Source organism: Streptomyces reniochalinae (assembly GCF_003323735.1).
GTDB lineage: Bacteria > Actinomycetota > Actinomycetes > Streptomycetales > Streptomycetaceae > Streptomyces > Streptomyces reniochalinae.
The window spans coordinates 20,941-43,254 of sequence record NZ_QOIM01000030.1; the positions used below are offsets into that span (position 1 = coordinate 20,941).

The window sequence follows — 22,314 nt, forward strand, 5'->3', positions numbered from 1 at the left end:
GCAGGGGCCGCCCGATGAGGGGGCCCCTGCCGGGAACCGGCAGACATACAGGAGAGAGACGTGATCCAGCAGGAGTCCCGGCTTCGCGTCGCCGACAACACGGGTGCGAAGGAGATTCTCACCATCCGTGTGCTCGGCGGTTCGGGCCGGCGCTACGCGGGCGTCGGTGACGTCATTGTCGCTACCGTCAAGGACGCGATCCCCGGTGGGAACGTGAAGAAGGGCGACATCGTCAAGGCGGTCATCGTGCGCACCGTCAAGGAGCGCCGTCGCCCGGACGGCTCGTACATCCGGTTCGACGAAAACGCCGCCGTCATCCTCAAGAACGACGGCGACCCTCGCGGCACCCGCATCTTCGGCCCCGTGGGCCGTGAGCTGCGCGAGAAGAAGTTCATGAAGATCATCTCGCTCGCGCCGGAGGTGCTGTGACCATGAAGATCAAGAAGGGCGACCTGGTCCAGGTCATCACCGGTAAGGACAAGGGCAAGCAGGGCAAGGTCATCAAGGCCATGCCCCGCGAGGACCGCGTCCTGGTCGAGGGTGTCAACCGGGTCAAGAAGCACACCAAGGCCGGTCAGACGGCTCGCGGTTCGCAGACCGGCGGCATCGTGACGACCGAGGCCCCGATCCACGTCAGCAACGTGCAGCTGGTCGTGGAGGCGGACGGCAAGAAGGTCGTGACCCGCGTCGGGTACCGCTTCGACGACGAAGGCAACAAGATCCGCGTTGCCAAGCGGACCGGTGAGGACATCTGATGACTGCCACCACCACGCAGGCCCCGCGCCTGAAGCAGCGCTACCGCGAAGAGATCCAGGGCAAGCTGCAGGAGCAGTTCTCCTACGAGAACGTCATGCAGATCCCCGGCCTGACCAAGATCGTGGTCAACATGGGTGTGGGCGACGCCGCCCGCGACTCCAAGCTGATCGAGGGTGCCATCAAGGACCTCGCCACGATCACCGGCCAGAAGCCGGCCGTCACCAAGGCCCGCAAGTCCATCGCGCAGTTCAAGCTGCGTGAGGGCCAGCCGATCGGCGCCCACGTGACGCTGCGCGGCGACCGGATGTGGGAGTTCCTGGACCGCCTGCTGTCCCTCGCACTGCCGCGCATCCGCGACTTCCGCGGTCTGTCGCCCAAGCAGTTCGACGGGCGAGGCAACTACACCTTCGGTCTCACGGAGCAGGTCATGTTCCACGAGATCGACCAGGACAAGATCGACCGGGTCCGGGGCATGGACATCACCGTGGTCACCACGGCGACCAGCGACGACGAGGGTCGTGCCCTGCTTCGTCACCTCGGCTTCCCGTTCAAGGAGAACTGACCATGGCGAAGAAGGCTCTGATCTCCAAGGCCAGCCGCAAGCCGAAGTTCTCGGTGCGTGCCTACACGCGCTGCCAGCGCTGCGGCCGTCCCCACTCCGTGTACCGCAAGTTCGGCCTGTGCCGTGTGTGCCTCCGTGAGATGGCGCACCGCGGCGAGCTGCCGGGCGTGACCAAGAGCTCCTGGTAACCCTTTCGGGTAACTCCGGGATCTCTCGGTAAGCTGAACAGTCGCTTACTACGCCGTAGGTCCCCCGCGACGCACCCGTCCCGTCGTCGGCCGTCAGGCCGGCGGACGGGGAGAGGGACGACGCAGACAGGGAAACCCCGGCGAGAGAGGCCGAAGGCCATCACATGACCATGACCGATCCCATCGCAGACATGCTCACGCGTCTGCGGAACGCGAACTCGGCGTACCACGACTCCGTCGAGATGCCGCACAGCAAGATCAAGTCGCACATCGCGGAGATCCTCCAGCAGGAGGGCTTCATCACCGGTTGGAAGACCGAGGACGCCAGGGTCGGCAAGAGCCTGGTGCTCGAGCTGAAGTTCGGCCCGAACCGCGAGCGCTCGATCGCCGGCATCAAGCGGATCTCGAAGCCGGGTCTGCGGGTCTACGCAAAGTCCACCAACCTGCCGAAGGTGCTCGGCGGCCTCGGCGTGGCGATCATCTCCACGTCGCACGGTCTCCTCACCGACAAGCAGGCCAGCAAGAAGGGTGTGGGCGGGGAAGTCCTCGCCTACGTCTGGTAACGGAAGGGAACGGAGGTAAAGCCATGTCGCGAATCGGCAAGCTCCCCATCCAGGTTCCCGCCGGTGTGGACGTCACCATCGATGGCCAGACGGTCGCGGTGAAGGGCCCCAAGGGCTCCCTCGCGCACACCGTCGCCACGCCCATCGAGATCGCCAAGGGCGAGGACGGCGCGCTCGTCGTCACCCGTCCGAACGACGAGAGCCGGAACAGGGCCCTGCACGGTCTGTCCCGCACGCTGGTGGCGAACATGATCACTGGCGTGACCCAGGGATTCAGCAAGGACCTTGAAATCAGCGGTGTCGGCTACCGCGTCCAGGCCAAGGGCTCCAACCTGGAGTTCTCGCTGGGCTACAGCCACCCGATCCTGGTGGAGGCCCCGGAAGGGATCTCCTTCAAGGTCGACACCCCGACCAAGTTCACGGTCGAGGGCATCGACAAGCAGCGGGTCGGCGAGGTCGCCGCGAAGATCCGCAAGCTGCGCAAGCCCGACCCCTACAAGGCCAAGGGCGTGAAGTACGCGGGCGAGGTCATCCGCCGCAAGGTCGGAAAGGCTGGTAAGTAAGCCATGGCATACGGCGTGAAGATCGCCAAGGGCGACGCCTACAAGCGTGCCGCCGCCAAGCGCCGTCACATCCGCATCCGCAAGAAGGTCTCGGGCACTTCCGAGCGCCCCCGTCTTGTGGTGACGCGCACCAACCGCGGGATCACCGCCCAGGTCATCGACGACATCGCGGGCCACACGCTGGCCTCGGCGTCGCACCTGGACGGCACCGTCCGCGGTGGTGAGGGTGACAAGAGCGCCCAGGCCCAGCAGGTCGGGGCCCTGGTCGCCGAGCGCGCCAAGGCCGCGGGGGTCGAGACTGTGGTGTTCGACCGCGGTGGTAACAAGTACGCAGGGCGGATTGCCGCTCTGGCTGACGCCGCCCGCGAGGCCGGGCTCAGGTTCTGAGCCCCGGTTCCGTGAGCTAGCGGACAAAGAGAGAGGTAATTCCAATGGCTGGACCCCAGCGCCGCGGTGGCGGCGCCGGTGGCGGCGAGCGGCGGGACCGTAAGGGCCGGGACGGCGGCGCCGCCGCCGAGAAGACCGCGTACGTTGAGCGCGTAGTCGCGATCAACCGCGTCGCCAAGGTTGTGAAGGGTGGTCGTCGCTTCAGCTTCACCGCGCTGGTCGTGGTGGGCGACGGTGACGGCACCGTGGGTGTCGGATACGGCAAGGCCAAGGAGGTGCCGGCCGCCATCGCCAAGGGCGTCGAGGAGGCCAAGAAGCACTTCTTCAAGGTCCCGCGTATCCAGGGCACCATTCCGCACCCGATCCAGGGTGAGGAAGCCGCGGGTGTCGTGCTGCTCAAGCCGGCCTCGCCCGGTACCGGTGTGATCGCCGGTGGCCCGGTGCGTGCCGTGCTGGAGTGCGCGGGCATCCACGACGTGCTGAGCAAGTCGCTCGGCTCGGCGAACCCGATCAACATCGTGCACGCCACGGTGGCGGCGCTCCGCGGGCTTCAGCGCCCGGAGGAGATCGCGGCCCGCCGTGGTCTGCCGCTCGAGGACGTGGCTCCCGCGGCCCTGCTGCGGGCGCGTGCAGGGGTGAGCGCGTAATGGCTCGCCTGAAGATCACGCAGACGCGTTCCGTCATCGGGACCAAGCAGAACCACCGTGACACGCTGCGGACCCTCGGTCTCAAGCGCGTCAACGATGTGGCCGTCCGCGAGGCCAGCGACGTCGTGCGCGGGCAGGTGCACACCGTGCGCCACCTCGTGACGGTCGAGGAGGTCGACTGACATGGGTGACAACCCGCTGAAGGTCCACAACCTCCGTCCGGCCCCCGGGGCCAAGACCGCCAAGACCCGTGTGGGTCGCGGTGAGGCCTCCAAGGGCAAGACGGCGGGCCGTGGCACCAAGGGCACCAAGGCCCGGTACCAGGTTCCGGAGCGCTTCGAGGGCGGGCAGATGCCGCTGGTCATGCGGCTGCCCAAGCTCAAGGGCTTCAACAACCCGGCGCACAAGCAGTTCCAGGTCGTGAACCTGGACAAGCTGGCCGCCCTCTACCCCCAGGGTGGGGAGGTCACGGTGGCCGACCTGGTCGCCAAGGGCGCCGTACGCAAGAACGAGCTGGTCAAGGTGCTCGGCTCCGGCGACATCTCGGTGGCGCTGACGGTGACCGTCGACAAGGTCTCCGGCTCCGCCAAGGAGAAGATCACCGCCGCCGGCGGCACCGTCACCGAACTCATCTGAGTTCGTTGACCACGTGAACGACAGGCCGGGGATGTCCCAACGGGACATCCCCGGCTGGTCGTTTGCCCGGCTGCTCTTTCCCGGGCTGGTCGTTTCTACCAGGTGCCGTCGCCGGTAAGGTGGCACCACCGTTGATATCTGTCGATCCTCAAGACCGTCACCTCTCGCGCACTCAACACCGCGGGGGGCGCAGGAGGCACCGTGCTCACCGCGTTCGCCCGGGCGTTCCAGACGCCCGACCTGCGCAAGAAGCTGCTCTTCACGCTCGGCATCATGGTGCTCTTCCGGATCGGAGCGCACGTCCCGGTGCCGGGCGTCAGCTATGAGAACGTCCAAGCGTGTATGGACGAGGCCAAGGGCGCGCAGGGGCTCTTCGGCCTGGTCAACATGTTCAGCGGCGGCGCGCTGCTTCAGATCACCATCTTCGCGCTCGGGATCATGCCGTACATCACGGCGAGCATCATCCTGCAGCTGCTGGTCGTGGTCATCCCGCGGCTCGAGGCCCTGAAGAAGGAAGGGCAGTCGGGCCAGGCGAAGATCACGCAGTACACGCGTTATCTGACCGTCGCGCTCGCCATCCTCCAGGCCACCGGCCTCGTCGCCACCGCACGCAGCGGCACCCTTTTCCAGAACTGCAGCGTCGCCAGCCAGATCATCCCCGACCAGTCGATCTTCACCACCGCCGTGATGGTCATCACCATGACCGCCGGCACCGGCCTGATCATGTGGCTCGGTGAGATCATCACCGACCGCGGCATCGGCAACGGCATGTCCATCTTGATGTTCGTCTCCATCGCGGCCGGTTTCCCCGGCGCGCTGTGGGCCATCAAGAAGCAGGGCAAGCTCGCCGACGGCTGGATCGAATTCGGCGCCGTCATCATCTGCGGCCTCGCGATGGTCGCCCTCGTGGTCTTCGTGGAACAGGCGCAGCGCCGTATTCCGGTGCAGTACGCGAAGCGGATGATCGGGCGACGCAGTTACGGCGGAACCTCGACCTACATTCCGCTCAAGGTCAACCAGGCGGGTGTGATTCCCGTCATCTTCGCGTCCTCGCTGCTCTACATTCCGGCGCTGATCGTGCAGTTCAGCGGCTCGCAGGCAGGCTGGGCACAGTGGATCCAGGCGCATTTCGTCAAGGGTGACCACCCCCTCTACATTGCGACCTATTTCCTGCTGATCGTCTTCTTCGCCTTCTTCTATGTGGCCATCTCCTTCAACCCCGAAGAAGTGGCCGACAACATGAAGAAGTATGGTGGCTTCATCCCGGGCATCCGGGCTGGTCGTCCCACCGCGGAGTACCTGAGCTACGTGCTGAACCGCATCACGTGGCCCGGCTCTCTGTACCTGGGTCTGATCGCACTGGTGCCGACCGTCGCGCTGATCATGTTCAACGCCAACCAGAACTTCCCGTTCGGCGGAACGAGCATCCTGATCATCGTGGGCGTCGGTCTTGAGACCGTGAAGCAGATCGAGAGCCAGCTTCAGCAGCGCCATTACGAAGGGTTCCTCCGCTGATGCGTATCGTCCTCGTCGGACCGCCTGGTGCGGGCAAGGGAACACAGGCCGCCTTCCTCGCGAAGAACCTGGCCATCCCGCACATCGCCACCGGTGATCTCTTCCGCGCCAACATGAGCCAGGGCACCCAGCTCGGCCAGAAGGCCAAGGAGTACATGAGCGCGGGACAGCTCGTGCCTGACGAGATCACCATCGGCATGGCCAAGGACCGGATGGCGCAGCCGGACGCCGCGAGCGGATTCCTGCTCGACGGCTTCCCCCGCAACATCGCCCAGGCCAGGGCGCTGGACGGGTACCTGGACGAGACGGACCAGAAGCTGGACGCCGTTCTCGACCTGGAGGTCCCCGAGGACGAGGTCGTCAAGCGGATCGCCGGTCGGCGCATCTGCCGCAACGACAGCAGCCACGTCTTCCACGTGGAATACAGCGCCCCCAAGACGGACGGCGTCTGTGACGTGTGCGGCGGCGAGCTCTACCAGCGCGAGGACGACCGCGAGGAGACCGTCCGCAAGCGGCTCGAGGTCTACCACAGCGAGACCGAGCCGATCATCGACCACTACAAGGCGCAGGGGCTCGTGACCACGATCCCGGCGCTCGGCGCGGTCGGCGAGGTGACGGAGCGGGCGATGAGCGCGTTGCAGCGCACTCGCGCCTGACCGTCTCCTGCGAAGCGGCACCTGACGTGGGGGCCGGGCCACACAGCCCGGCCCCCACGCCCATGCCGCCCGCGGGCTGCGGGGGAGCGCCTGTGAGGGGCGCGGGGAACTGCGCGGCCGGCCACGACGGAGGGCCGGCGGGCTGCCGGCGGAGCGTGGCACCCCGGAAGCCCCACACACACGGGGCCGAGCCAAGCGCGAGACGCCGATCGCGGCGACAGAGCGACGGACCCCGGCGAGGGGCCTGGCAAACTTGACGGACAGCAGCGAAGACATTCGGTCGTCACCGGCTCAGCCGGTCAGGGAAGGCGGAAGGCGTCATGGTCGAGATCAAGACCCCGGAGCAGATCGCGAAGATGCGCGAGGCGGGGCTGGTCGTCGCCGCGATGCACGAGGCCTGCGCGGCCGCCGCCGTCCCCGGCGCGACGACGAAGGACCTGGACGAGGTCGCGGCCAGGGTCCTGGCCGACCACGGCGCGAAGCCGAACTTCCTCGGTTACGGCGGCTTCCCCGGCAACATCTGCACCTCGGTGAACGACATCGTCGTGCACGGCATCCCCAGCAAGGAGACCGTCCTGAAGGCGGGCGACCTGCTGTCCATCGACGCGGGCGCGATCGTCGACGGCTGGCACGGCGACGCGGCGCTGACCGTGTTCGTCGGCGAGGGGCACTCCGCCGAGCTGCGCGAGCTCTCCCGGGTGACCGAGGAGTCCATGTGGGCGGGGATCGCCGCCATGCGCAAGGGCAACCGGCTGGTGGACATCTCCAAGGCGATCGAGAGCTACATCCGCAGGCAGCCGCGTCCTGCCGGTGGCAAGTACGGGATCATCGAGGACTACGGCGGCCACGGCATCGGTTCCCAGATGCACATGGATCCCCACCTGCTGAACTACGTCGAGCGGCGCCGGGGCCGCGGGCCCAAGCTGGTGCCCGGCATGTGCCTGGCCATCGAGCCGATGGTGAGCCTCGGCACAGCCCGCACGCACGTTCTGTCCGACGAGTGGACGGTCAAGACGAACGACGGCACGTGGTCGTCCCACTGGGAGCACTCGATCGCCCTGACGGAACAGGGCCCGCTCGTGCTGACCGCCCCCGACGGGGGGCGCGCGAAGCTCGCCGAGCTCGGCGTCGAGGTGGCACCGGACCCACTGGGCTGAGGCCGCTCCGTTTCCCGCCCCGCCCGTCTCCTCCCGTGACCGGTGGCGCGAGCCTTTACGGAGCCGAGGAGTTTCGGGAAGAGGCGGGGTGGGGGGAATAACGAGGACGGGTAGCGGGGATACTCCCCGATTCGTTTTTCTCGACGGCGTGTCGTAGACTGGCTCGTCGGCCCAGGTATACCCGTATGCGTGCGGAGCGCCAGGGCCTCCCAGGTAGCCGATCCCGGAAGGTGAAGCGCTCAAGCATGGCCAAAAAACAAGGGGCCATCGAGATCGAGGGCACCGTCGTCGAGTCTCTCCCGAACGCGATGTTCAAGGTGGAGCTCCAGAACGGGCACCAGGTCCTCGCGCACATCAGCGGCAAGATGCGGATGCACTACATCCGTATCCTTCCCGACGACCGGGTCGTGGTGGAGCTGTCTCCCTACGACCTGACGCGCGGACGGATCGTCTACCGCTACAAGTAGAGCGACAGATCGTGCCGGTATCCCCGCCCCGTGAGGCCCGTGGGGAGAAGGCCAGACCCGGAGAACCTCACCACATGAAGGTCAAGCCGAGCGTCAAGAAGATCTGCGACAAGTGCAAGGTGATCCGCCGCCACGGCCGGGTCATGGTCATCTGCGACAACCTGCGCCACAAGCAGCGCCAGGGCTGACGCACACCACCTGCCTTTCGCAGTACCTTCGCGCGACGCGAGCAACAGTCACATAAGCAGGGCCCGGCACCCCCGACGGTGTCGACACCCCCGGTCGGAGGCCGGGGACCCTCCCCCAAGCTCTTCGAGCAGGGGACACCCCCAGCCGAAAGGCATGGAGGGAACGGCACTGCTGCAGACCTCCGACGGAATCATCAGGAGCCACATCCATGGCACGCCTCGCTGGCGTCGACCTTCCGCGCGAGAAGCGCGTCGAGGTCGCCCTCACCTACGTCTTCGGCATCGGCCGCACCCTTGCCCAGCAGACCCTGCGCGAGACCGGGGTCAGCCCCGACACCCGCGTCCGGGACCTGGGCGAGGAGGAGATGGTCAAGCTCCGCGAGTACGTGGACAACAACCTCCAGGTCGAGGGTGACCTGCGCCGTGAGATCCAGGCCGACATCCGCCGCAAGGTGGAGATCGGCTGCTACGAGGGCCTGCGTCACCGGCGCGGTCTCCCGGTCCACGGCCAGCGCACCAAGACCAACGCCCGCACCCGTAAGGGCCCGCGTCGCGCCATCGCCGGCAAGAAGAAGCCGGGCAAGAAGTAGTCCGCACCGGACACGCTGCAAGCGGTCCGCGTAGTAGGACCGACCACCTCACGGGAGTTATCTCTATATGCCTCCGAAGGGCCGTACGGCCGGCGCCAAGAAGGTGCGCCGCAAGGAGAAGAAGAACGTCGCCCACGGGCACGCTCACATCAAGAGCACGTTCAACAACACGATCGTCTCGATCACCGACCCCACCGGCAACGTGATCTCCTGGGCCTCGGCCGGCCACGTCGGCTTCAAGGGCTCGCGGAAGTCGACGCCGTTCGCCGCGCAGATGGCCGCCGAGAACGCGGCGCGCCGCGCGCAGGAGCACGGCATGCGCAAGGTCGACGTCTTCGTCAAGGGTCCCGGCTCCGGCCGTGAGACCGCGATCCGTTCCCTCCAGGCCACCGGCCTCGAGGTCGGCTCGATCCAGGACGTCACCCCCACCCCGCACAACGGCTGCCGCCCGCCGAAGCGCCGCCGAGTCTGATAACTGAAGTAGGAGATCACCACACATGGCGCGTTACACCGGGGCCGACTGCAAGCGTTGCCGTCGGGAGAAGCAGAAGCTCTTCCTCAAGGGAGCTAAGTGCGAGAGCGCGAAGTGCCCGATCGAGATCCGTCCTTACCCCCCGGGTGAGCACGGACGCGGGCGCACCAAGGACTCCGAGTACCTGCTGCAGAAGCGTGAGAAGCAGAAGGCCGCCCGGATCTACGGTGTCCTCGAGAAGCAGTTCCGCGGGTACTACAACGAGGCCAACCGCCTCCAGGGCAAGACGGGTGACAACCTGCTGCGCATCCTGGAGACCCGCCTGGACAACGTCGTGTACCGGGCCGGCTTCGCCAAGTCCCGCGACCACGCACGTCAGCTGGTCAAGCACGGTCACATCACGCTGAACGGTCGCAAGACCGACATCCCCTCGGCGCGGGTCTCCGTGAACGACATCGTCGAGGTGCGCGAGCCCTCCCGTAACCTGACCCCCTTCCAGGTGGCGGTCGCGGAGGCCGGAGACAAGACCGTTCCGGCGTGGCTGGAGGCCATCCCCTCCAAGCTGCGGGTCCTCGTGCACTCGATGCCCGAGCGCCAGGTCATCGACACCCAGGTGCAGGAGCAGCTGATCGTCGAGCTGTACTCGAAGTAAGCAGCACGTCGAGCTGCCCTCGGGTCCGTCCGGGGTACGGCTCACAGGGTGGGGGCGGTTCGGCCGTCATACGGCCGGGCCGCCCGTACCCTTGCAGTACCGGCATCAAATAGCGGTTGCCGAAAACTGGAGGCACACATCTCATGCTGATCGCTCAGCGTCCTTCCCTGACCGAAGAGGTCGTCGACGAGTTCCGGTCCCGGTTCGTGATCGAGCCGCTGGAGCCGGGCTTCGGCTACACCCTCGGTAACTCCCTGCGTCGTACGCTCCTCTCCTCGATCCCGGGTGCGGCGGTCACGTCCATCCGCATCGACGGTGTCCTGCACGAGTTCTCCACCGTGCCGGGCGTCAAGGAGGACGTCACCGACCTGATCCTGAACATCAAGTCCCTCGTCGTCTCCTCGGAGCACGACGAGCCGGTCGTGATGTACCTGCGCAAGCAGGGCCCGGGCCTGGTCACCGCCGCGGACATCGCGCCGCCCGCCGGTGTCGAGGTGCACAACCCGGACCTGGTCCTCGCCACCCTCAACGGCAAGGGCAAGCTGGAGATGGAGCTGACCGTCGAGCGCGGCCGCGGCTACGTCTCCGCCGTGCAGAACAAGCAGGTGGGCCAGGAGATCGGCCGTATCCCGGTCGACTCCATCTACTCGCCCGTCCTCAAGGTCACCTACAAGGTCGAGGCGACCCGTGTCGAGCAGCGCACCGACTTCGACAAGCTGATCGTCGACGTCGAGACCAAGCAGGCCATGCGCCCGCGGGACGCCATGGCGTCGGCGGGTAAGACCCTGGTCGAGCTGTTCGGTCTGGCGCGCGAGCTCAACGTCGACGCCGAGGGCATCGACATGGGCCCGTCCCCGACCGACGCCGCGCTCGCCGCCGACCTGGCGCTGCCGATCGAGGAGCTGGAGCTCACCGTTCGGTCGTACAACTGCCTCAAGCGCGAGGGCATCCACTCGGTGGGCGAGCTGGTGGCCCGCTCCGAGGCGGACCTGCTCGACATCCGCAACTTCGGTGCGAAGTCGATCGACGAGGTCAAGGCGAAGCTGGCCGGTATGGGCCTGGCGCTGAAGGACTCTCCTCCCGGATTCGACCCGACCGCCGCGGCTGACGCCTTCGGCGCCGAGGACGACACGGACGCGGGCTTCGTGGAGACCGAGCAGTACTGAGACCTTTGGTGACGGAGCGGTCCTGAGTGTCTGCCCCGCCACTGTTGTCGGGGAGCTGCGGGCCGGCTGTGGCCGGTCGCGCAGTTCCCCGCGCCCCTGTGGGGGCACGCCCCTTGGGGCATCCCGTCCGGGCAGCAGCCCGGCGCGGATCGTCACCCCGGTACCTGATACGGCCGGGACTGCCGCCGGTTCCTGACACGGCCGGTGCAGGGACAACGTAAGGAGAAGCACCATGCCGAAGCCCACCAAGGGTCCCCGTCTGGGCGGCAGCGCCTCGCACCAGAAGGCGATGCTGGGCAACCTGGCGACCGCGCTGTTCGAGCACGGCCGCATCACGACGACCGAGTCGAAGGCCCGCCGCCTGCGTCCGGTCGCCGAGCGTCTGATCACCAAGGCGAAGAAGGGCGACCTGCACAACCGTCGCCAGGTCATGCGCACGATCCTCGACAAGAGCGTCGTGCACACCCTCTTCACCGAGATCGGCCCGCGGTACGAGAACCGTCCCGGTGGCTACACACGCATCACCAAGATCGGCCCGCGTCGTGGCGACAACGCCCCGATGGCGGTCATCGAGTTGGTCGAGGCGCTGACGGTGCAGCAGACCGCGGTCGGCGAGGCCGAGGCCGCGACCAAGCGCTCCGCGAAGGACGCCGCCGGTGACGAGGCCGTCGCCGGCATGAAGAAGGAGTCGGCCGAGGGCGACGCCGAGGCCGAGGGCGAGTCCAAGGACGCCTGACGCAGCGCGCGCCTGTCGCGTGAGCGGGCCCGTTCCCCAGGTGGGGGCGGGCCCGCTCGTCATGTGCGGGCGCGAGCGGATGAGAGGATCGCCGAGTGACGAACGACGTGGTGCGAGTACGCCTCGACTTGGCCTACGACGGGCGGGACTTCTCCGGATGGGCCAGGCAGCGGGAGGGGCAGCGCACGGTCCAGGGCGAGATCGAGGACGCGCTCCGCGTCGTACTGCGGCGCGAGGAGACGCCCGAGCTGACCGTCGCGGGGCGGACGGACGCGGGCGTGCACGCGCGCGGCCAGGTCGCGCATGTGGATCTGCCGGCCGAGGTGTGGGCCGAGCAGGGCGGCCGGCTGCTGCGGCGGCTCGCCGGGCGGCTGCCCATGGACGTACGCGTCCGGCGCGTCAGCGAGGCGCCCGCGCACTTCGACGCCCGGTTCTCGGCGATCTGGCGCCGCTACGCCTACCGCGTCACCGACCACCCCGGCGGCGTCGACCCGCTGCTGCGCGGCCATGTGCTGTGGCACAACTGGCCACTGGACCTCGACGCCATGAACGAGGCGGCGCGCGGGCTGCTGGGCGAGCACGACTTCGCCGCGTACTGCAAGAAGCGCGAGGGCGCGACGACGATCCGCACCCTCCAGCGGCTGGAGTGGGTGCGCCGCCCCGACGGGGTGCTGGAGGCGACGGTCCAGGCCGACGCGTTCTGCCACAACATGGTCCGCGCCCTGGTGGGTGCCATGCTCTTCGTGGGCGACGGCCACCGGACCTGCGAGTGGCCCGCCAAGGTCCTGGCCGCGGGCGTCCGCGACTCGGCCGTCCACGTGGTGCGGCCGCACGGCCTCACCCTGGAAGAGGTCGCCTACCCCTCCGACGAGGAACTGGAGGCCCGCAACCTCGCCTCCCGCAACAAGCGCACGCTACCGCCGCTGCCCGGCTGCTGCTGAACAGAGCGCACCCTCAGCACCCCGGCAACCGTGCACCTTCGCTGTCCGCGATCCCGAGCAGGTCGCTCAGCGACTCGGCAGCGCGCCGCAGCGCGGGCCGGGCCGCGTACTCGCCGGCCTTCGGATCGTCCAACACGCGGCCGGCTCGGCCGCTGACGCGGCGCTCGTTCCGTCTGCGGCAGCCCCCGGTAGCGTCTCGCCGGGGGCCGTCCGCGTGGCCGCGCCCTACGGGATCGCCACCGGGCCGTCGTCCGGGCCGGTGCGCGGCGTGGGGGCCGTCCGCGGGGAACCGTCGGCGGGTTCGCGCTCGGCCGGCTTGCCGAGGTTCTGCTTGACGGTGTCCAGGATCGTCAGCCCCTGGCTGACGAGCCCCGCGGCGACCTCGCCGAGACCGTCGGCGCCGTTGAGGACGTTGACGTTGGCCTGGGAGAGGCCGGTCGCGGCCTCCTTGACGATCTGCGGGAGCTGGTCGATCAGCAGCTGGTCGAGGGCGACCCGGTCGTGGGAGGCGGCGGCCTCGGCCTGGATCTTCATGCGTTCCGCCTCGGCGAGGGCGACGACCTTGATGCGTTCGGCCTCGGCCTCGGCGGGCTTGACGACCTCGGCCACCAGTTCCTGCTGCCGCAACTGGGCGGCGCGCTCGGCCAGTTCCGTCTGCGCGGCGAGGACCTCCTGCTGGGCGTGTGCCTGGGCGAGCGGCCCCGCCTGCGCTGACTGGGCCTGGGCGCGGTCGACCTCGGCCTTGTACTCGGCCTCGACGATGGCGGTCTGGCGTTCGTACTCGGCCTGGTTGCGGGCGGCTTCCTGCTCGGCCTCGACGGACGCCTGGGTGGCCTGCGCCTCGGCGATCTTGGCCTGGCGCTGGATGGCGGCCTTGTGCGGCGCCGACATGGCCTCGATGTAGCCGGTGTCGCCGTCGTCGATGGACTGGATCTGGAAGGAGTCGACGATCAGGCCGATCTTGCCCATCTCCGTCTTGGAGGTCTCCAGCACCTCGGTGGCCAGCTTCTGCCGCTCGGTGACGATCTCCTCGACCGTCATGGAGCCGATGATGGAGCGCAGGTGGCCGGAGAAGATGCGGCCCGTGAGCACCGACATCTGCTCCTGCTCGGAGAGGAAGCGCTGGCCTGCGTTGACGATGGACTCGTTGTCGTTGCCGACCTTGAACGCGATCACGGCGCGGACGGTCAGCACGATGCCCTGTTTGGTCACGCACGTCTCGGCGACCTCGGACTCGCTCATCGCCAGCGTGAGGAACCGCACCTTGCGGAAGATCGGCAGGACGAACGTGCCGTGGCCGGTGACGACGCGGAACGGCGCACCCTTGAGGCCGCGTCGGCCACCCGAGATCAGCATGGCCTCGTCCGGTGAGGGGACGCGGTATCCGAACATGTGTGGAAGCTCCTCATCTGCTGGTGTGTGCGGGTCGTTCACGTGCTGCGGGTCGTTCACGGAGCCAGTGGGTCCCTCCACGCGCTGACGTCGACCTGGCGGGTGCCGCGCGACTCGATGACCAGGACGGTCGTCCCGGTGGGCAGCGGCTCGGGCGACCAGGCCAGGAAAGTCTCGGATCCGCCCCTGACGCTCACCAGCACCTCGCCGGGTCCTGCCGGGCCCCTGGTGCCGATGACGAGCACGCCGAAGCAGCCGATCACGGCCTCGTCGGACTGCACCGATTCCCCCTTCGGGCCCGCGGGGCCCACCAGTCCTTCGGGTCAGTCGGGCTCGGGAGCCTGCGCGGCGTCCGAGGACTGGCTGCGGCCCCGCTCCAGAATGCGCGCGTAGGCGTAGTTGGAGCCGTCGAGCGCGGCCTGCTGCGCCTCCTTGTCGCCGGCGCCCGAGGCCTTTCCGTCGGTGCGTCCGGCGATGGTGAAGTAGGCGTAGCGGCCCAGGGAGTTGGCCGTGGTGCGGCAGGTGACGGTGCGGCAGAAGTCGGGGACACCGCCGCCTGGCAGCGCCACGAGGTTGGGCTGGTAGTCGTTCTTGACCTGCGCGGCCGTCTTGGTGTCCTCGAAGACCGCGATGCCGACCGTGACGGCGAGCCCGTCGTGGGTGTAGGTGGCGCGGTAGAGGGTGTCGCACTTGTTGCGGGTCAGCACGGGGCCCAGGCCCGAATGCGCGGCGTCGGCGCAGTTCTCGCTGGTGGAGGTCTTGGCCAGCTCGTAGGGGTGACCGTTGACGGTGACCTTCTTGCTCGGGTAGAGCGTGTCGGCCGACAACGGGGCCTTGTCCCGCTTGGCGTCGGAGATGAAGTCCTTGGGCGGCGGCGGGGGCGGCGGCTCGTTCTTGAAGGTGGGTTCGGGCTCCTTGCTGTCGCTCGGGATGCTCGACGAGGGCGGCAGGGGGTCCGACGGCTTGTCGGAGGCGCCCTGCGAGCCGCCCTCGTTGACGACGGCCACCGCGACGATGCCCGCGACGGCGGCGGTCGCCAGCGCGCCGCCGCCCGCCAGCAGCCAGCGGCGGCGCCGGGTGCGCCGGCGTTCGGCCTCGTCGGCGAGTTCCGCCCAGTCGGGTGTCGGCGTGGAGCCGCCGGTGTTCCAGCCGGGACCGTCGGGTCCGCCCCCCTGGGACCCCCACCGGGGTCCCCCCTGCCCAAAGCTCATGTCCGCATCTTATGGCGCCGCGCCTGTTGCCCGATATTCGCTTGGTGTGTGCGTCGTCAGACCGTGACAATCGCCGCATGGGACATGTCGAGGCCGCGCACCTTGCCTTCTACCTGCCCGACGGGAGGGCGCTGTTCGACGACGCGTCGCTGCGCGTGGGCGAGGGCGCCTCGGTGGCGCTGGTGGGGGCGAACGGGGCAGGCAAGACGACGCTGCTGCGGCTGATCGCGGGCGAGGTGAAGCCGGACGCGGGGACGGTCACCGTCAGCGGCGGGCTCGGCGTGATGCCGCAGTTCGTGGGGAGCGTGCGGGACGAGTCGAGTGTGCGGGACCTGCTCGTCTCGGTGGCCCATCCGCGGATCCGTACGGCGGCCAAGGCGGTGGACGAGGCGGAGTACGCGGTGATGACCGTCGACGACGAGGCCGCGCAGCTGCGGTACGCGCAGGCCCTCGCCGACTGGGCCGAGGTGCGCGGCTACGAGGCCGAGACGCTGTGGGACATGTGCACCGTCGCCGCGCTGGGTGTGCCGTACGAGAAGGCGCAGTGGCGCCAGGTGCGCACCCTCTCGGGCGGTGAGCAAAAGAGGCTGGTGCTGGAGTCGCTGCTGCGCGGCACGGACGAGGTGCTGCTGCTGGACGAGCCGGACAACTATCTCGACGTCCCCGGCAAGCGCTGGCTGGAGGAGCGGCTGCGCGAGACGAAGAAGACGGTGCTGTTCATCTCCCACGACCGGGAGCTGCTGGCGCGCGCCGCCGACCGCGTCGTGGCGGTCGAGCCGGGCGCGGCGGGCAGCGACGTGTGGGTGCACGGCGGCGGTTTCGCGACGTTCCACGCGGCGCGCAAGGAGCGGTTCGCGCGGTTCGAGGAGCTGCGCCGGCGCTGGGACGAGGAGCACGCCAAGCTCAAGCGGCTGGTCACCATGTACAAGCAGAAGGCCGCCTTCAACTCGGACATGGCCTCCAGGTTGCAGGCGGCCCGCACGCGGTTGCACAAGTTCGAGGAGGCGGGGCCGCCGCTGGAGCCGCCGCGCGAGCAGGACATCCGCATGCGGCTGCGCGGCGGCAGGACGGGCGTCCGGGCGATCACCTGTGCGGGCCTGGAGCTGACGGGGCTGATGCGCCCCTTCGACCTGGAGGTCTTCTACGGGGAGCGGGTCGCCGTGCTCGGCTCGAACGGCTCGGGCAAGTCGCACTTCCTGCGGCTGCTTGCGGGCGGGGGCGTGCCCCACACGGGCGGCTGGAAGCTGGGCGCCCGCGTCGTCCCCGGACACTTCGCGCAGACCCACGCGCACCCGGAGCTGGCGGACCGCACCCTCCTGGACATCCTGTGGAAGGAGCACGCCCACGACCGCGGCGCCGCGATGTCCGCGCTGCGCCGCTACGAGCTGACCCGGCAGGCGGAGCTGACCTTCGAGCGCCTCTCCGGCGGCCAGCAGGCCCGCTTCCAGATCCTGCTGCTGGAGCTGGCCGGCGCCACGGCGCTCCTTTTGGACGAGCCGACGGACAACCTGGACCTGGAGTCCGCCGAGGCCCTCCAGGAGGGGCTGGAATCGTTCGAGGGAACCGTCATGGCGGTCACCCACGACCGCTGGTTCGCCCGTTCCTTCGACCGCTTCCTGGTCTTCGGCGCGGACGGCCGGGTGCGGGAGGCGCCCGAGCCGGTGTGGGACGAGGGCAGGGTGGCGCGAGCGCGGTGAGGGCTGTAAGTGGCGGGGCGTGAGTCCGGGGGCGCTCGTGTCGCTCCTGTGAGGGCTGGGAATCTGCGTGCTGCTCCTCAGGACGCAGCATCGATCCTTGCGAGTACTGCCTCAGCGAGCGCGCGGAATTCCCGGTAGCAGGTTCGTTGGTCATTGTGCAGTGTCCTGTCGGCCGGGGTGTTCAGCGGCGTGTGGGGCGCTGTCGCTCGCACAAGCTCCCGGGACGGTGAGGGTCGCCCAGACGGTCTTGCCGCTCGGCGGGTACGGCTCGGTGCCCCAGCAGTCGGCGAGCGCGGTGACGAGGAGAAGGCCCCGCCCGGACTCGCTGTCGGCGGCCAGGTCCGGACGACAGCGGGGGCGGTACTCGCCGCGAGCGTCCGTGACCTCGATGCGGAGATGAGCCGTCGCCGGGTCGAGAAGGAGCCCGAGCCGGAAGTCCCGGCCGCGCAGACTGCCGTGCGACACGGCGTTGGCGGCGAGTTCCGCGACGACATGCTCGGCACGCTCCGCGACGGACGGAGGGATCTGCCAGGTCCGGAGTTCTCCGGCGGCGAGCAGCCGCGCGAGGCGGGCGCCGCGCCGGGTGGAGGACAGCAACTGCCTGAACGTACGTACGGTCGCCGTCCGTTGGTGTGCGGGCGAGTGCATGAGGTGCATGGGTGCCACGGTGGCGCTCGCGAGGGGGTCTTCACCAGCACCGGGCCCCGTACGGTCAGTCAGCGTACGGGCACAGAAGGTGGACAGTACGGTGCTGGTGTCCTCACGCTGGGTGAGTTGTGCACGGGGTGGTCCCGCGCACCTGCCTGAGCGCACGACATGAGTGCGCACGTACTTGAGGGGGTCGCTGATGACGACCATCACTGTGGAGGGGGCGGCGGGCGGCGACGACGCCGAACGGGAGCCGGATCCGTCGGACAGTTTGCGGACCTTCGGCGCCGTCGTCCAGGCCCTGCGCGAACACGCCGGGCTCAGCCGGGTCGCGTTCGGGGAGCGCGTCGGATTTTCCAAGCACACTGTGGAGTCGGTGGAGCTGGGGCGGCGCATGCCCGACGACGCGTTCGTGGAGCGGGCCGAGGAGGTGCTGGGCAATACGGGTGCCCTGCGGAAGGCGGCGCGGCATCTGACGCGCGGCGAGCCAGGGCTGGCGGTGTGGTTCCGGCGCTGGGCGCGCCTGGAACGGTTGGCCGCCTGCCTCGGCACTTACGAGTGCAGGCTGATTCCGGGGCTGCTCCAGTCGGAAGGCTATGCGCGGGCCGCCTTCGACAACAGCATTCCGCCACTCGCCGACGTGCAGACGGAGGCGCAGGCCGTCGCCCGGATGGAACGGCAGAAGCTCATCCGGGAGCGGCCCAATACCGCCTTCAGCTTCGTCGTGGAGGAGCACATCGTGCGGCGGCGGCTGGGCGGGGACGAGGTCGCCCGGGGGCAGCTGGACCACATGCTCTCCTTCGCCGAGCTGCGGAACGTCTCCGTGCAGATCATGCCGACCGACAGCGTGTGCCACGCGGGCCTGGACGGCCCGCTGGCGCTGCTGGAGATGCCGGACGGCAAGAGGCTCGCCTACTCGGAGGGGCAGAAGAACGGCCGTCTGATCACTGACGCGAAACAGGTCACCGTGCTCCACCAGCGGTATGCGACACTCCGGGCACAGGCCCTCAACCCCGTCGACTCCGTGGGCCTGTTGAAGCGCATCAGAGGAGCACTATGAGCAGCACCGCGGATCTGGACTGGTTCAAGTCGAGCTACAGCGGCACCGAAGGTGACAACTGCGTCGAGGTCGCGGCGGCCGGGGCCGCCGTCCACGTGCGGGACTCCAAGGATGTGACCCGCCCGCACTTCGCCGTCGGCCGCGACGGCTGGGCACGCTTCGTGGAGTACACGTCGACTCCGTGGGCCTGTTGAAGCGCATCAGAGGAGCACTATGAGCAGCACTGCCGATCTGGACTGGTTCAAGTCGAGCTACAGCGGCACCCAGGGTGACAACTGCGTCGAGGTCGCGGCGGCCGGGGCCGCCGTCCACGTGCGGGACTCCAAGGATGTGACCCGCCCGCACTTCGCCGTCGGCCGCGACGGCTGGGCACGCTTCGTGGCGTACGCGGCGCGGGGCTGAGCCCGGTGCACTCCCTACCTCCTCCGTAGCTCGGCCCCGCAGCTGCTGTCGAGCTCCCAGCCGGGATGGGGCCGCGCCGGATGAGGCGGGCCCCGGTCCGAGGGCGGTGTGCGCCGGGGGTGAGGCGGGAGGCGACCCGTTTTGACCCGTACAGGGGAGGGTCGGTATTCTGTTGGATCGTTGTGTGTATTGGCTTGCCTGTTCTCACGTGGGGGGTCTTTACACCCGGCCTACCGGTCGATGACCAGCGATCACCTGCGGATGCGTCACCGTGCGTGATCTCGCCTGTCGTGATCTGCCTGGTTGGCCCGCTGTCAGGACCCAATCATTGAGAGAAGCGAAGGCTACGACCGTGCGTACGTACAGCCCCAAGCCCGGCGACATCCAGCGCCAGTGGCACGTGATCGACGCCCAGGACGTCGTCCTCGGCCGTCTGGCCTCGCAGGCCGCCACTCTCCTGCGCGGTAAGCACAAGCCCACCTACGCGCCCCACGTCGACACCGGTGACTTCGTCATCATCGTCAACGCCGACAAGGTGCACCTGTCGGGCAACAAGCGGACCCAGAAGATGGCCTACCGGCACTCCGGTTACCCGGGTGGTCTGCGCTCCGTCCGCTACGACGAGCTGCTGGACAAGAACCCGGAGAAGGCGGTGGAGAAGGCCGTCAAGGGCATGCTCCCCAAGAACGCTCTGGGCCGTCAGATGCTCTCGAAGCTGAAGGTCTACGCGGGTGAGCAGCACCCCCACGGTGCGCAGCAGCCCGTGCCGTTCGAGATCAGCCAGGTCGCGCAGTAAGTCCGGCCACCCCCTAAGACTGAAGAAAAGCTGAGGAGAATCGTGGCCGAGACCACCGCCGAGACCCCCGTCGAGGGCGTCGAGGAGTACACGACCGAGACCCCCGAGGCCCCGCAGGAGTACACCTCCGAGTCCATGGCCTCCCGGTTCGGCGACCCGCAGCCGGCCGCCGGCACCGGTCGCCGGAAGAACGCCATCGCCCGTGTCCGCATCATCCCGGGCTCGGGTCAGTGGAAGATCAACGGCCGCACCCTGGAGGGGTACTTCCCCAACAAGGTGCACCAGCAGGAAGTCAACGAGCCCTTCAAGGTCCTGGAGCTCGACGACCGCTACGACGTCGTCGCCCGCATCTCCGGCGGCGGCATCTCGGGTCAGGCCGGCGCCCTGCGCCTGGGCGTGGCCCGCGCGCTGAACGAGGCGGACGCGGACAACAACCGCGGCCCGCTGAAGAAGGCCGGGTTCCTCACGCGTGACGCCCGTGCGGTCGAGCGCAAGAAGGCCGGTCTCAAGAAGGCCCGCAAGGGCACGCAGTACAGCAAGCGCTGAGGCGGCGCTCGCTGGAGCTGGATCCTTCCCGGATGCCCCGTCGGCACCACACACCGGTGCCGACGGGGCATCCGTCGTATCGGGTGCGTGGCGGCTGCCATCGGGTGCGTGGCGGGTGCCGTCGCGGCATCCGTTTCCCCCGCCGGGGCCCGGCCCGGCATCACCGCGTCGGGGCGTGCGGGCGCACGGACGGGCGTGTGCGCGTTCGGGCATCCGGGCCGCCCTGCGGGCTTGAGTGGCGGTGCCCGCGCCGTCACGCTGACAACGGGGCGTATATCTGGTGTGCCGGGCTTCCCACGCCCGCCCGGTGAACGCCCGGAGAACTCGGAGGAACGACAGTGGCACGACTCTTCGGAACCGACGGTGTACGCGGTGTCGCGAACGCGGGGCTGACGGCCGAGCTGGCGCTCGGACTGTCCGTCGCGGCGGCCCACGTGCTGACCGAGGCGAAGGCGGGGGCGAGCGCCGAGGCGGCGCAGGACGGGGCGCGTCCGGTGGCCGTCGTCGGACGGGATCCGCGTGCCTCGGGCGAGTTCCTGGAGGCGGCCGTCGTGGCCGGGCTGGCCAGCGCGGGGGTGGACGTGCTGCGCGTCGGCGTGCTGCCCACGCCCGCCGTCGCCTATCTGACCGGCTCCCTCGGCGCCGACCTGGGCGTGATGCTGTCGGCCAGCCACAACCCGATGCCCGACAACGGCATCAAGTTCTTCGCCCGCGGCGGCCACAAGCTGGCCGACGAGCTGGAGGACCGCATCGAGGCCCTCTACCGCGAGCACGCGGGCGGCCAGGCGTGGGAGCGTCCCCTCGGCGCGGGCGTCGGCCGGGTCAGGGACTACGACGAGGGCTTCGACAACTACGTCGCCCACCTCGTCGGCGTGCTGCCCAACCGGCTGGACGGGCTGAAGGTCGTCATCGACGGGGCGCACGGCGCCGCGGCGCGGGTCTCCCCCGAGGCGTTCGCGCGGGCCGGCGCCGACGTGGTGACCATCGGCACCGACCCCGACGGGCTCAACATCAACGACGACTGCGGCTCCACCCACCTCGACGGGCTGCGCGACGCGGTCGTGCGGCACGGCGCGGACCTCGGGGTGGCGCACGACGGCGACGCGGACCGCTGCCTGGCCGTGGACGCCGACGGGCAGGAGGTGGACGGGGACCAGATCCTCGCGGTGCTGGCCCTGGCCATGAAGGAGGCCGGGCAGCTGCGCAAGGACACCGTCGTCGCCACGGTGATGTCCAACCTCGGCTTCAAGCTGGCCATGGAGCGCGAGGGCATCGAGCTGGCCCGTACGGCGGTCGGTGACCGCTACGTGCTGGAGGAGATGAAGCACGGCGGGTTCTCGCTGGGGGGCGAGCAGTCCGGGCACGTGATCGTGCTCGACCACGCGACCACGGGCGACGGCACCCTCACCGGGCTCATGCTGGCCGCCCGCGTCGCGGCGACGGGCCGCTCTCTCGCGGAGCTGACCGGGGTCATGGAGCGGCTGCCGCAGGTGCTGGTGAACGTGTCCGACGTGGACAAGTCGCGGGTCGAGTCCGCCTCCGAGCTGGTCCAAGCGGTCGCCGAGGCGGAGCGGGAGCTGGGGGAGACCGGGCGGGTGCTGCTGCGCCCGTCGGGGACCGAACCGCTGGTGCGGGTGATGGTGGAGGCCGCCGACATCGAGCACGCCCGGGCGGTGGCCGGACGGCTCGCGGACGTGGTCAAGCGCGCGCTGGGCTGAGG

General features: G+C 69.1%; 33 protein-coding genes. 28 read left to right on the forward strand and 5 right to left on the reverse strand.

Going from position 1 to position 22,314, the window contains the following annotated elements:
• Positions 1-60 precede the first annotated feature (60 nt).
• The 21 genes from rplN to truA all read left to right on the forward strand — a co-directional run bounded on the left by rplN (position 61) and on the right by truA (position 12,842).
• Positions 61-429, forward strand: coding sequence for a 50S ribosomal protein L14 (gene rplN, locus DQ392_RS10930; protein ID WP_027738919.1), 369 nt, complete (start codon positions 61-63; stop codon positions 427-429).
• Between the two features lie 2 nt (positions 430-431).
• Positions 432-755 (forward strand): 50S ribosomal protein L24, encoded by a 324-nt coding sequence (gene rplX, locus DQ392_RS10935; protein ID WP_114015368.1) that lies wholly within the window; start codon positions 432-434, stop codon positions 753-755.
• Positions 755-1,318: a 50S ribosomal protein L5 gene (gene rplE / locus DQ392_RS10940; RefSeq protein ID WP_114015369.1), complete on the forward strand. Its 564-nt coding sequence runs from the start codon at positions 755-757 to the stop codon at positions 1,316-1,318. The genes rplX and rplE overlap by 1 nt, the downstream gene beginning before the upstream one ends.
• 2 nt (positions 1,319-1,320) lie before the next feature.
• Positions 1,321-1,506: a type Z 30S ribosomal protein S14 gene (locus tag DQ392_RS10945; RefSeq protein WP_016473415.1), complete on the forward strand. Its 186-nt coding sequence runs from the start codon at positions 1,321-1,323 to the stop codon at positions 1,504-1,506.
• A 164-nt stretch (positions 1,507-1,670) separates the two neighbouring features.
• On the forward strand, positions 1,671-2,069 hold the full coding sequence (gene rpsH, locus DQ392_RS10955; protein ID WP_114015370.1) for a 30S ribosomal protein S8: 399 nt from the start codon (positions 1,671-1,673) through the stop codon (positions 2,067-2,069).
• A gap of 23 nt (positions 2,070-2,092) precedes the next feature.
• The gene (gene rplF, locus DQ392_RS10960) at positions 2,093-2,632 is read left to right on the forward strand and encodes a 50S ribosomal protein L6 (protein WP_114015371.1); all 540 of its coding nucleotides are present in this window, start codon (positions 2,093-2,095) and stop codon (positions 2,630-2,632) included.
• 3 nt (positions 2,633-2,635) lie between these two features.
• Positions 2,636-3,019, forward strand: a complete 384-nt coding sequence (gene rplR, locus DQ392_RS10965) for a 50S ribosomal protein L18 (protein WP_114015372.1) — start codon at positions 2,636-2,638, stop codon at positions 3,017-3,019.
• Positions 3,020-3,063: 44 nt separating this feature from the next.
• Complete coding sequence (gene rpsE, locus DQ392_RS10970; protein WP_027738926.1) at positions 3,064-3,666, forward strand: 30S ribosomal protein S5; 603 nt, start codon at positions 3,064-3,066, stop codon at positions 3,664-3,666.
• A complete protein-coding gene (rpmD, locus tag DQ392_RS10975) occupies positions 3,666-3,848 on the forward strand; it encodes a 50S ribosomal protein L30 (protein WP_019354934.1) in 183 nt (60 codons plus the stop codon). Before rpsE ends, rpmD begins: the two co-directional genes overlap by 1 nt.
• A gap of 1 nt (position 3,849) precedes the next feature.
• Complete coding sequence (rplO, locus tag DQ392_RS10980) at positions 3,850-4,302, forward strand: 50S ribosomal protein L15 (protein WP_114015373.1); 453 nt, start codon at positions 3,850-3,852, stop codon at positions 4,300-4,302.
• Between the two features lie 201 nt (positions 4,303-4,503).
• Positions 4,504-5,817 (forward strand): preprotein translocase subunit SecY, encoded by a 1,314-nt coding sequence (gene secY / locus DQ392_RS10985; RefSeq protein ID WP_114015374.1) that lies wholly within the window; start codon positions 4,504-4,506, stop codon positions 5,815-5,817.
• Entirely contained in the window at positions 5,817-6,473 is a 657-nt protein-coding gene (locus DQ392_RS10990) for an adenylate kinase (protein WP_114015375.1), read from the forward strand. The genes secY and DQ392_RS10990 overlap by 1 nt, the downstream gene beginning before the upstream one ends.
• Before the next feature lie 320 nt (positions 6,474-6,793).
• A complete protein-coding gene (gene map, locus DQ392_RS10995; protein ID WP_114015376.1) occupies positions 6,794-7,630 on the forward strand; it encodes a type I methionyl aminopeptidase in 837 nt (278 codons plus the stop codon).
• Positions 7,631-7,875: 245 nt separating this feature from the next.
• Positions 7,876-8,097, forward strand: a complete 222-nt coding sequence (gene infA / locus DQ392_RS11000) for a translation initiation factor IF-1 (RefSeq protein ID WP_003948620.1) — start codon at positions 7,876-7,878, stop codon at positions 8,095-8,097.
• A gap of 74 nt (positions 8,098-8,171) precedes the next feature.
• On the forward strand, positions 8,172-8,285 hold the full coding sequence (gene rpmJ / locus DQ392_RS11005) for a 50S ribosomal protein L36 (RefSeq protein WP_003956441.1): 114 nt from the start codon (positions 8,172-8,174) through the stop codon (positions 8,283-8,285).
• Positions 8,286-8,494: 209 nt separating this feature from the next.
• Entirely contained in the window at positions 8,495-8,875 is a 381-nt protein-coding gene (gene rpsM, locus DQ392_RS11010) for a 30S ribosomal protein S13 (RefSeq protein WP_114015377.1), read from the forward strand.
• 67 nt (positions 8,876-8,942) lie between these two features.
• Complete coding sequence (gene rpsK / locus DQ392_RS11015) at positions 8,943-9,347, forward strand: 30S ribosomal protein S11 (protein ID WP_016473404.1); 405 nt, start codon at positions 8,943-8,945, stop codon at positions 9,345-9,347.
• Between the two features lie 25 nt (positions 9,348-9,372).
• Positions 9,373-9,999, forward strand: coding sequence for a 30S ribosomal protein S4 (rpsD, locus tag DQ392_RS11020; protein ID WP_114015378.1), 627 nt, complete (start codon positions 9,373-9,375; stop codon positions 9,997-9,999).
• 143 nt (positions 10,000-10,142) lie between these two features.
• Complete coding sequence (locus tag DQ392_RS11025) at positions 10,143-11,165, forward strand: DNA-directed RNA polymerase subunit alpha (protein ID WP_114015379.1); 1,023 nt, start codon at positions 10,143-10,145, stop codon at positions 11,163-11,165.
• Between the two features lie 232 nt (positions 11,166-11,397).
• Positions 11,398-11,901, forward strand: coding sequence for a 50S ribosomal protein L17 (gene rplQ / locus DQ392_RS11030; protein ID WP_114015380.1), 504 nt, complete (start codon positions 11,398-11,400; stop codon positions 11,899-11,901).
• 95 nt (positions 11,902-11,996) lie between these two features.
• Entirely contained in the window at positions 11,997-12,842 is an 846-nt protein-coding gene (gene truA, locus DQ392_RS11035) for a tRNA pseudouridine(38-40) synthase TruA (RefSeq protein WP_114015381.1), read from the forward strand.
• Positions 12,843-12,855: 13 nt separating this feature from the next.
• Here truA and DQ392_RS35800 read toward each other — a convergent pair whose 3' ends face one another.
• From DQ392_RS35800 to DQ392_RS11050, 4 genes are all read right to left on the reverse strand, one after another.
• Complete coding sequence (locus DQ392_RS35800; protein ID WP_281272973.1) at positions 12,856-12,978, reverse strand: hypothetical protein; 123 nt, start codon at positions 12,976-12,978, stop codon at positions 12,856-12,858.
• Between the two features lie 89 nt (positions 12,979-13,067).
• Positions 13,068-14,234 (reverse strand): flotillin family protein, encoded by a 1,167-nt coding sequence (locus tag DQ392_RS11040; protein WP_114015382.1) that lies wholly within the window; start codon positions 14,232-14,234, stop codon positions 13,068-13,070.
• A gap of 56 nt (positions 14,235-14,290) precedes the next feature.
• Positions 14,291-14,515: a hypothetical protein gene (locus tag DQ392_RS11045; protein WP_114015383.1), complete on the reverse strand. Its 225-nt coding sequence runs from the start codon at positions 14,513-14,515 to the stop codon at positions 14,291-14,293.
• Between the two features lie 42 nt (positions 14,516-14,557).
• On the reverse strand, positions 14,558-15,445 hold the full coding sequence (locus DQ392_RS11050; RefSeq protein ID WP_181856376.1) for a hypothetical protein: 888 nt from the start codon (positions 15,443-15,445) through the stop codon (positions 14,558-14,560).
• A gap of 77 nt (positions 15,446-15,522) precedes the next feature.
• Here DQ392_RS11050 and DQ392_RS11060 point away from each other — a divergent pair, with 77 nt between their 5' ends.
• On the forward strand, positions 15,523-17,142 hold the full coding sequence (locus DQ392_RS11060) for an ABC-F family ATP-binding cassette domain-containing protein (RefSeq protein WP_114015384.1): 1,620 nt from the start codon (positions 15,523-15,525) through the stop codon (positions 17,140-17,142).
• Positions 17,143-17,292: 150 nt separating this feature from the next.
• Here the strand turns inward: DQ392_RS11060 and DQ392_RS11065 are convergent, their stop codons facing one another.
• Positions 17,293-17,790, reverse strand: a complete 498-nt coding sequence (locus DQ392_RS11065) for an ATP-binding protein (RefSeq protein WP_114015567.1) — start codon at positions 17,788-17,790, stop codon at positions 17,293-17,295.
• A gap of 199 nt (positions 17,791-17,989) precedes the next feature.
• Between DQ392_RS11065 and DQ392_RS11070 the strand changes: the two genes are divergently transcribed.
• From DQ392_RS11070 to glmM, 6 genes are all read left to right on the forward strand, one after another.
• Entirely contained in the window at positions 17,990-18,850 is an 861-nt protein-coding gene (locus DQ392_RS11070; protein ID WP_114015385.1) for a helix-turn-helix domain-containing protein, read from the forward strand.
• On the forward strand, positions 18,847-19,044 hold the full coding sequence (locus DQ392_RS11075) for a DUF397 domain-containing protein (protein WP_114015386.1): 198 nt from the start codon (positions 18,847-18,849) through the stop codon (positions 19,042-19,044). The genes DQ392_RS11070 and DQ392_RS11075 overlap by 4 nt, the downstream gene beginning before the upstream one ends.
• Positions 19,045-19,063: 19 nt before the next feature.
• Positions 19,064-19,252 carry a DUF397 domain-containing protein gene (locus DQ392_RS11080; protein WP_114015387.1) on the forward strand — a complete coding sequence of 63 codons (189 nt, stop codon included), beginning with the start codon at positions 19,064-19,066 and terminating at the stop codon, positions 19,250-19,252.
• A gap of 352 nt (positions 19,253-19,604) precedes the next feature.
• Positions 19,605-20,048, forward strand: a complete 444-nt coding sequence (gene rplM, locus DQ392_RS11085) for a 50S ribosomal protein L13 (RefSeq protein WP_114015388.1) — start codon at positions 19,605-19,607, stop codon at positions 20,046-20,048.
• A 42-nt stretch (positions 20,049-20,090) separates the two neighbouring features.
• Positions 20,091-20,594, forward strand: a complete 504-nt coding sequence (gene rpsI, locus DQ392_RS11090; protein WP_114015389.1) for a 30S ribosomal protein S9 — start codon at positions 20,091-20,093, stop codon at positions 20,592-20,594.
• Between the two features lie 338 nt (positions 20,595-20,932).
• Positions 20,933-22,312, forward strand: a complete 1,380-nt coding sequence (gene glmM, locus DQ392_RS11095; protein ID WP_114015390.1) for a phosphoglucosamine mutase — start codon at positions 20,933-20,935, stop codon at positions 22,310-22,312.
• Positions 22,313-22,314: the final 2 nt, after the last annotated feature.

Bases quoted from the DNA above. Each gene is read 5' to 3' on its own strand.
- rplX (WP_114015368.1), top strand. From the start codon at position 432: ATGAAGATCAAGAAGGGCGACCTGGTCCAGGTCATCACCGGTAAGGAC.
- rplE (WP_114015369.1), top strand. From the start codon at position 755: ATGACTGCCACCACCACGCAGGCCCCGCGCCTGAAGCAGCGCTACCGC.
- DQ392_RS10945 (WP_016473415.1), top strand. From the start codon at position 1,321: ATGGCGAAGAAGGCTCTGATCTCCAAGGCCAGCCGCAAGCCGAAGTTC.
- rpsH (WP_114015370.1), top strand. From the start codon at position 1,671: ATGACCATGACCGATCCCATCGCAGACATGCTCACGCGTCTGCGGAAC.
- rplF (WP_114015371.1), top strand. From the start codon at position 2,093: ATGTCGCGAATCGGCAAGCTCCCCATCCAGGTTCCCGCCGGTGTGGAC.
- rplR (WP_114015372.1), top strand. From the start codon at position 2,636: ATGGCATACGGCGTGAAGATCGCCAAGGGCGACGCCTACAAGCGTGCC.
- rpsE (WP_027738926.1), top strand. From the start codon at position 3,064: ATGGCTGGACCCCAGCGCCGCGGTGGCGGCGCCGGTGGCGGCGAGCGG.
- rpmD (WP_019354934.1), top strand. From the start codon at position 3,666: ATGGCTCGCCTGAAGATCACGCAGACGCGTTCCGTCATCGGGACCAAG.
- rplO (WP_114015373.1), top strand. From the start codon at position 3,850: ATGGGTGACAACCCGCTGAAGGTCCACAACCTCCGTCCGGCCCCCGGG.
- DQ392_RS10990 (WP_114015375.1), top strand. From the start codon at position 5,817: ATGCGTATCGTCCTCGTCGGACCGCCTGGTGCGGGCAAGGGAACACAG.
- map (WP_114015376.1), top strand. From the start codon at position 6,794: ATGGTCGAGATCAAGACCCCGGAGCAGATCGCGAAGATGCGCGAGGCG.
- infA (WP_003948620.1), top strand. From the start codon at position 7,876: ATGGCCAAAAAACAAGGGGCCATCGAGATCGAGGGCACCGTCGTCGAG.
- rpmJ (WP_003956441.1), top strand. From the start codon at position 8,172: ATGAAGGTCAAGCCGAGCGTCAAGAAGATCTGCGACAAGTGCAAGGTG.
- rpsM (WP_114015377.1), top strand. From the start codon at position 8,495: ATGGCACGCCTCGCTGGCGTCGACCTTCCGCGCGAGAAGCGCGTCGAG.
- rpsK (WP_016473404.1), top strand. From the start codon at position 8,943: ATGCCTCCGAAGGGCCGTACGGCCGGCGCCAAGAAGGTGCGCCGCAAG.
- rpsD (WP_114015378.1), top strand. From the start codon at position 9,373: ATGGCGCGTTACACCGGGGCCGACTGCAAGCGTTGCCGTCGGGAGAAG.
- DQ392_RS11025 (WP_114015379.1), top strand. From the start codon at position 10,143: ATGCTGATCGCTCAGCGTCCTTCCCTGACCGAAGAGGTCGTCGACGAG.
- rplQ (WP_114015380.1), top strand. From the start codon at position 11,398: ATGCCGAAGCCCACCAAGGGTCCCCGTCTGGGCGGCAGCGCCTCGCAC.
- DQ392_RS11040 (WP_114015382.1), bottom strand. From the start codon at position 14,234: ATGTTCGGATACCGCGTCCCCTCACCGGACGAGGCCATGCTGATCTCG.
- DQ392_RS11050 (WP_181856376.1), bottom strand. From the start codon at position 15,445: ATGAGCTTTGGGCAGGGGGGACCCCGGTGGGGGTCCCAGGGGGGCGGA.
- DQ392_RS11060 (WP_114015384.1), top strand. From the start codon at position 15,523: ATGGGACATGTCGAGGCCGCGCACCTTGCCTTCTACCTGCCCGACGGG.
- DQ392_RS11065 (WP_114015567.1), bottom strand. From the start codon at position 17,790: ATGCACTCGCCCGCACACCAACGGACGGCGACCGTACGTACGTTCAGG.
- DQ392_RS11070 (WP_114015385.1), top strand. From the start codon at position 17,990: ATGACGACCATCACTGTGGAGGGGGCGGCGGGCGGCGACGACGCCGAA.
- DQ392_RS11075 (WP_114015386.1), top strand. From the start codon at position 18,847: ATGAGCAGCACCGCGGATCTGGACTGGTTCAAGTCGAGCTACAGCGGC.
- DQ392_RS11080 (WP_114015387.1), top strand. From the start codon at position 19,064: ATGAGCAGCACTGCCGATCTGGACTGGTTCAAGTCGAGCTACAGCGGC.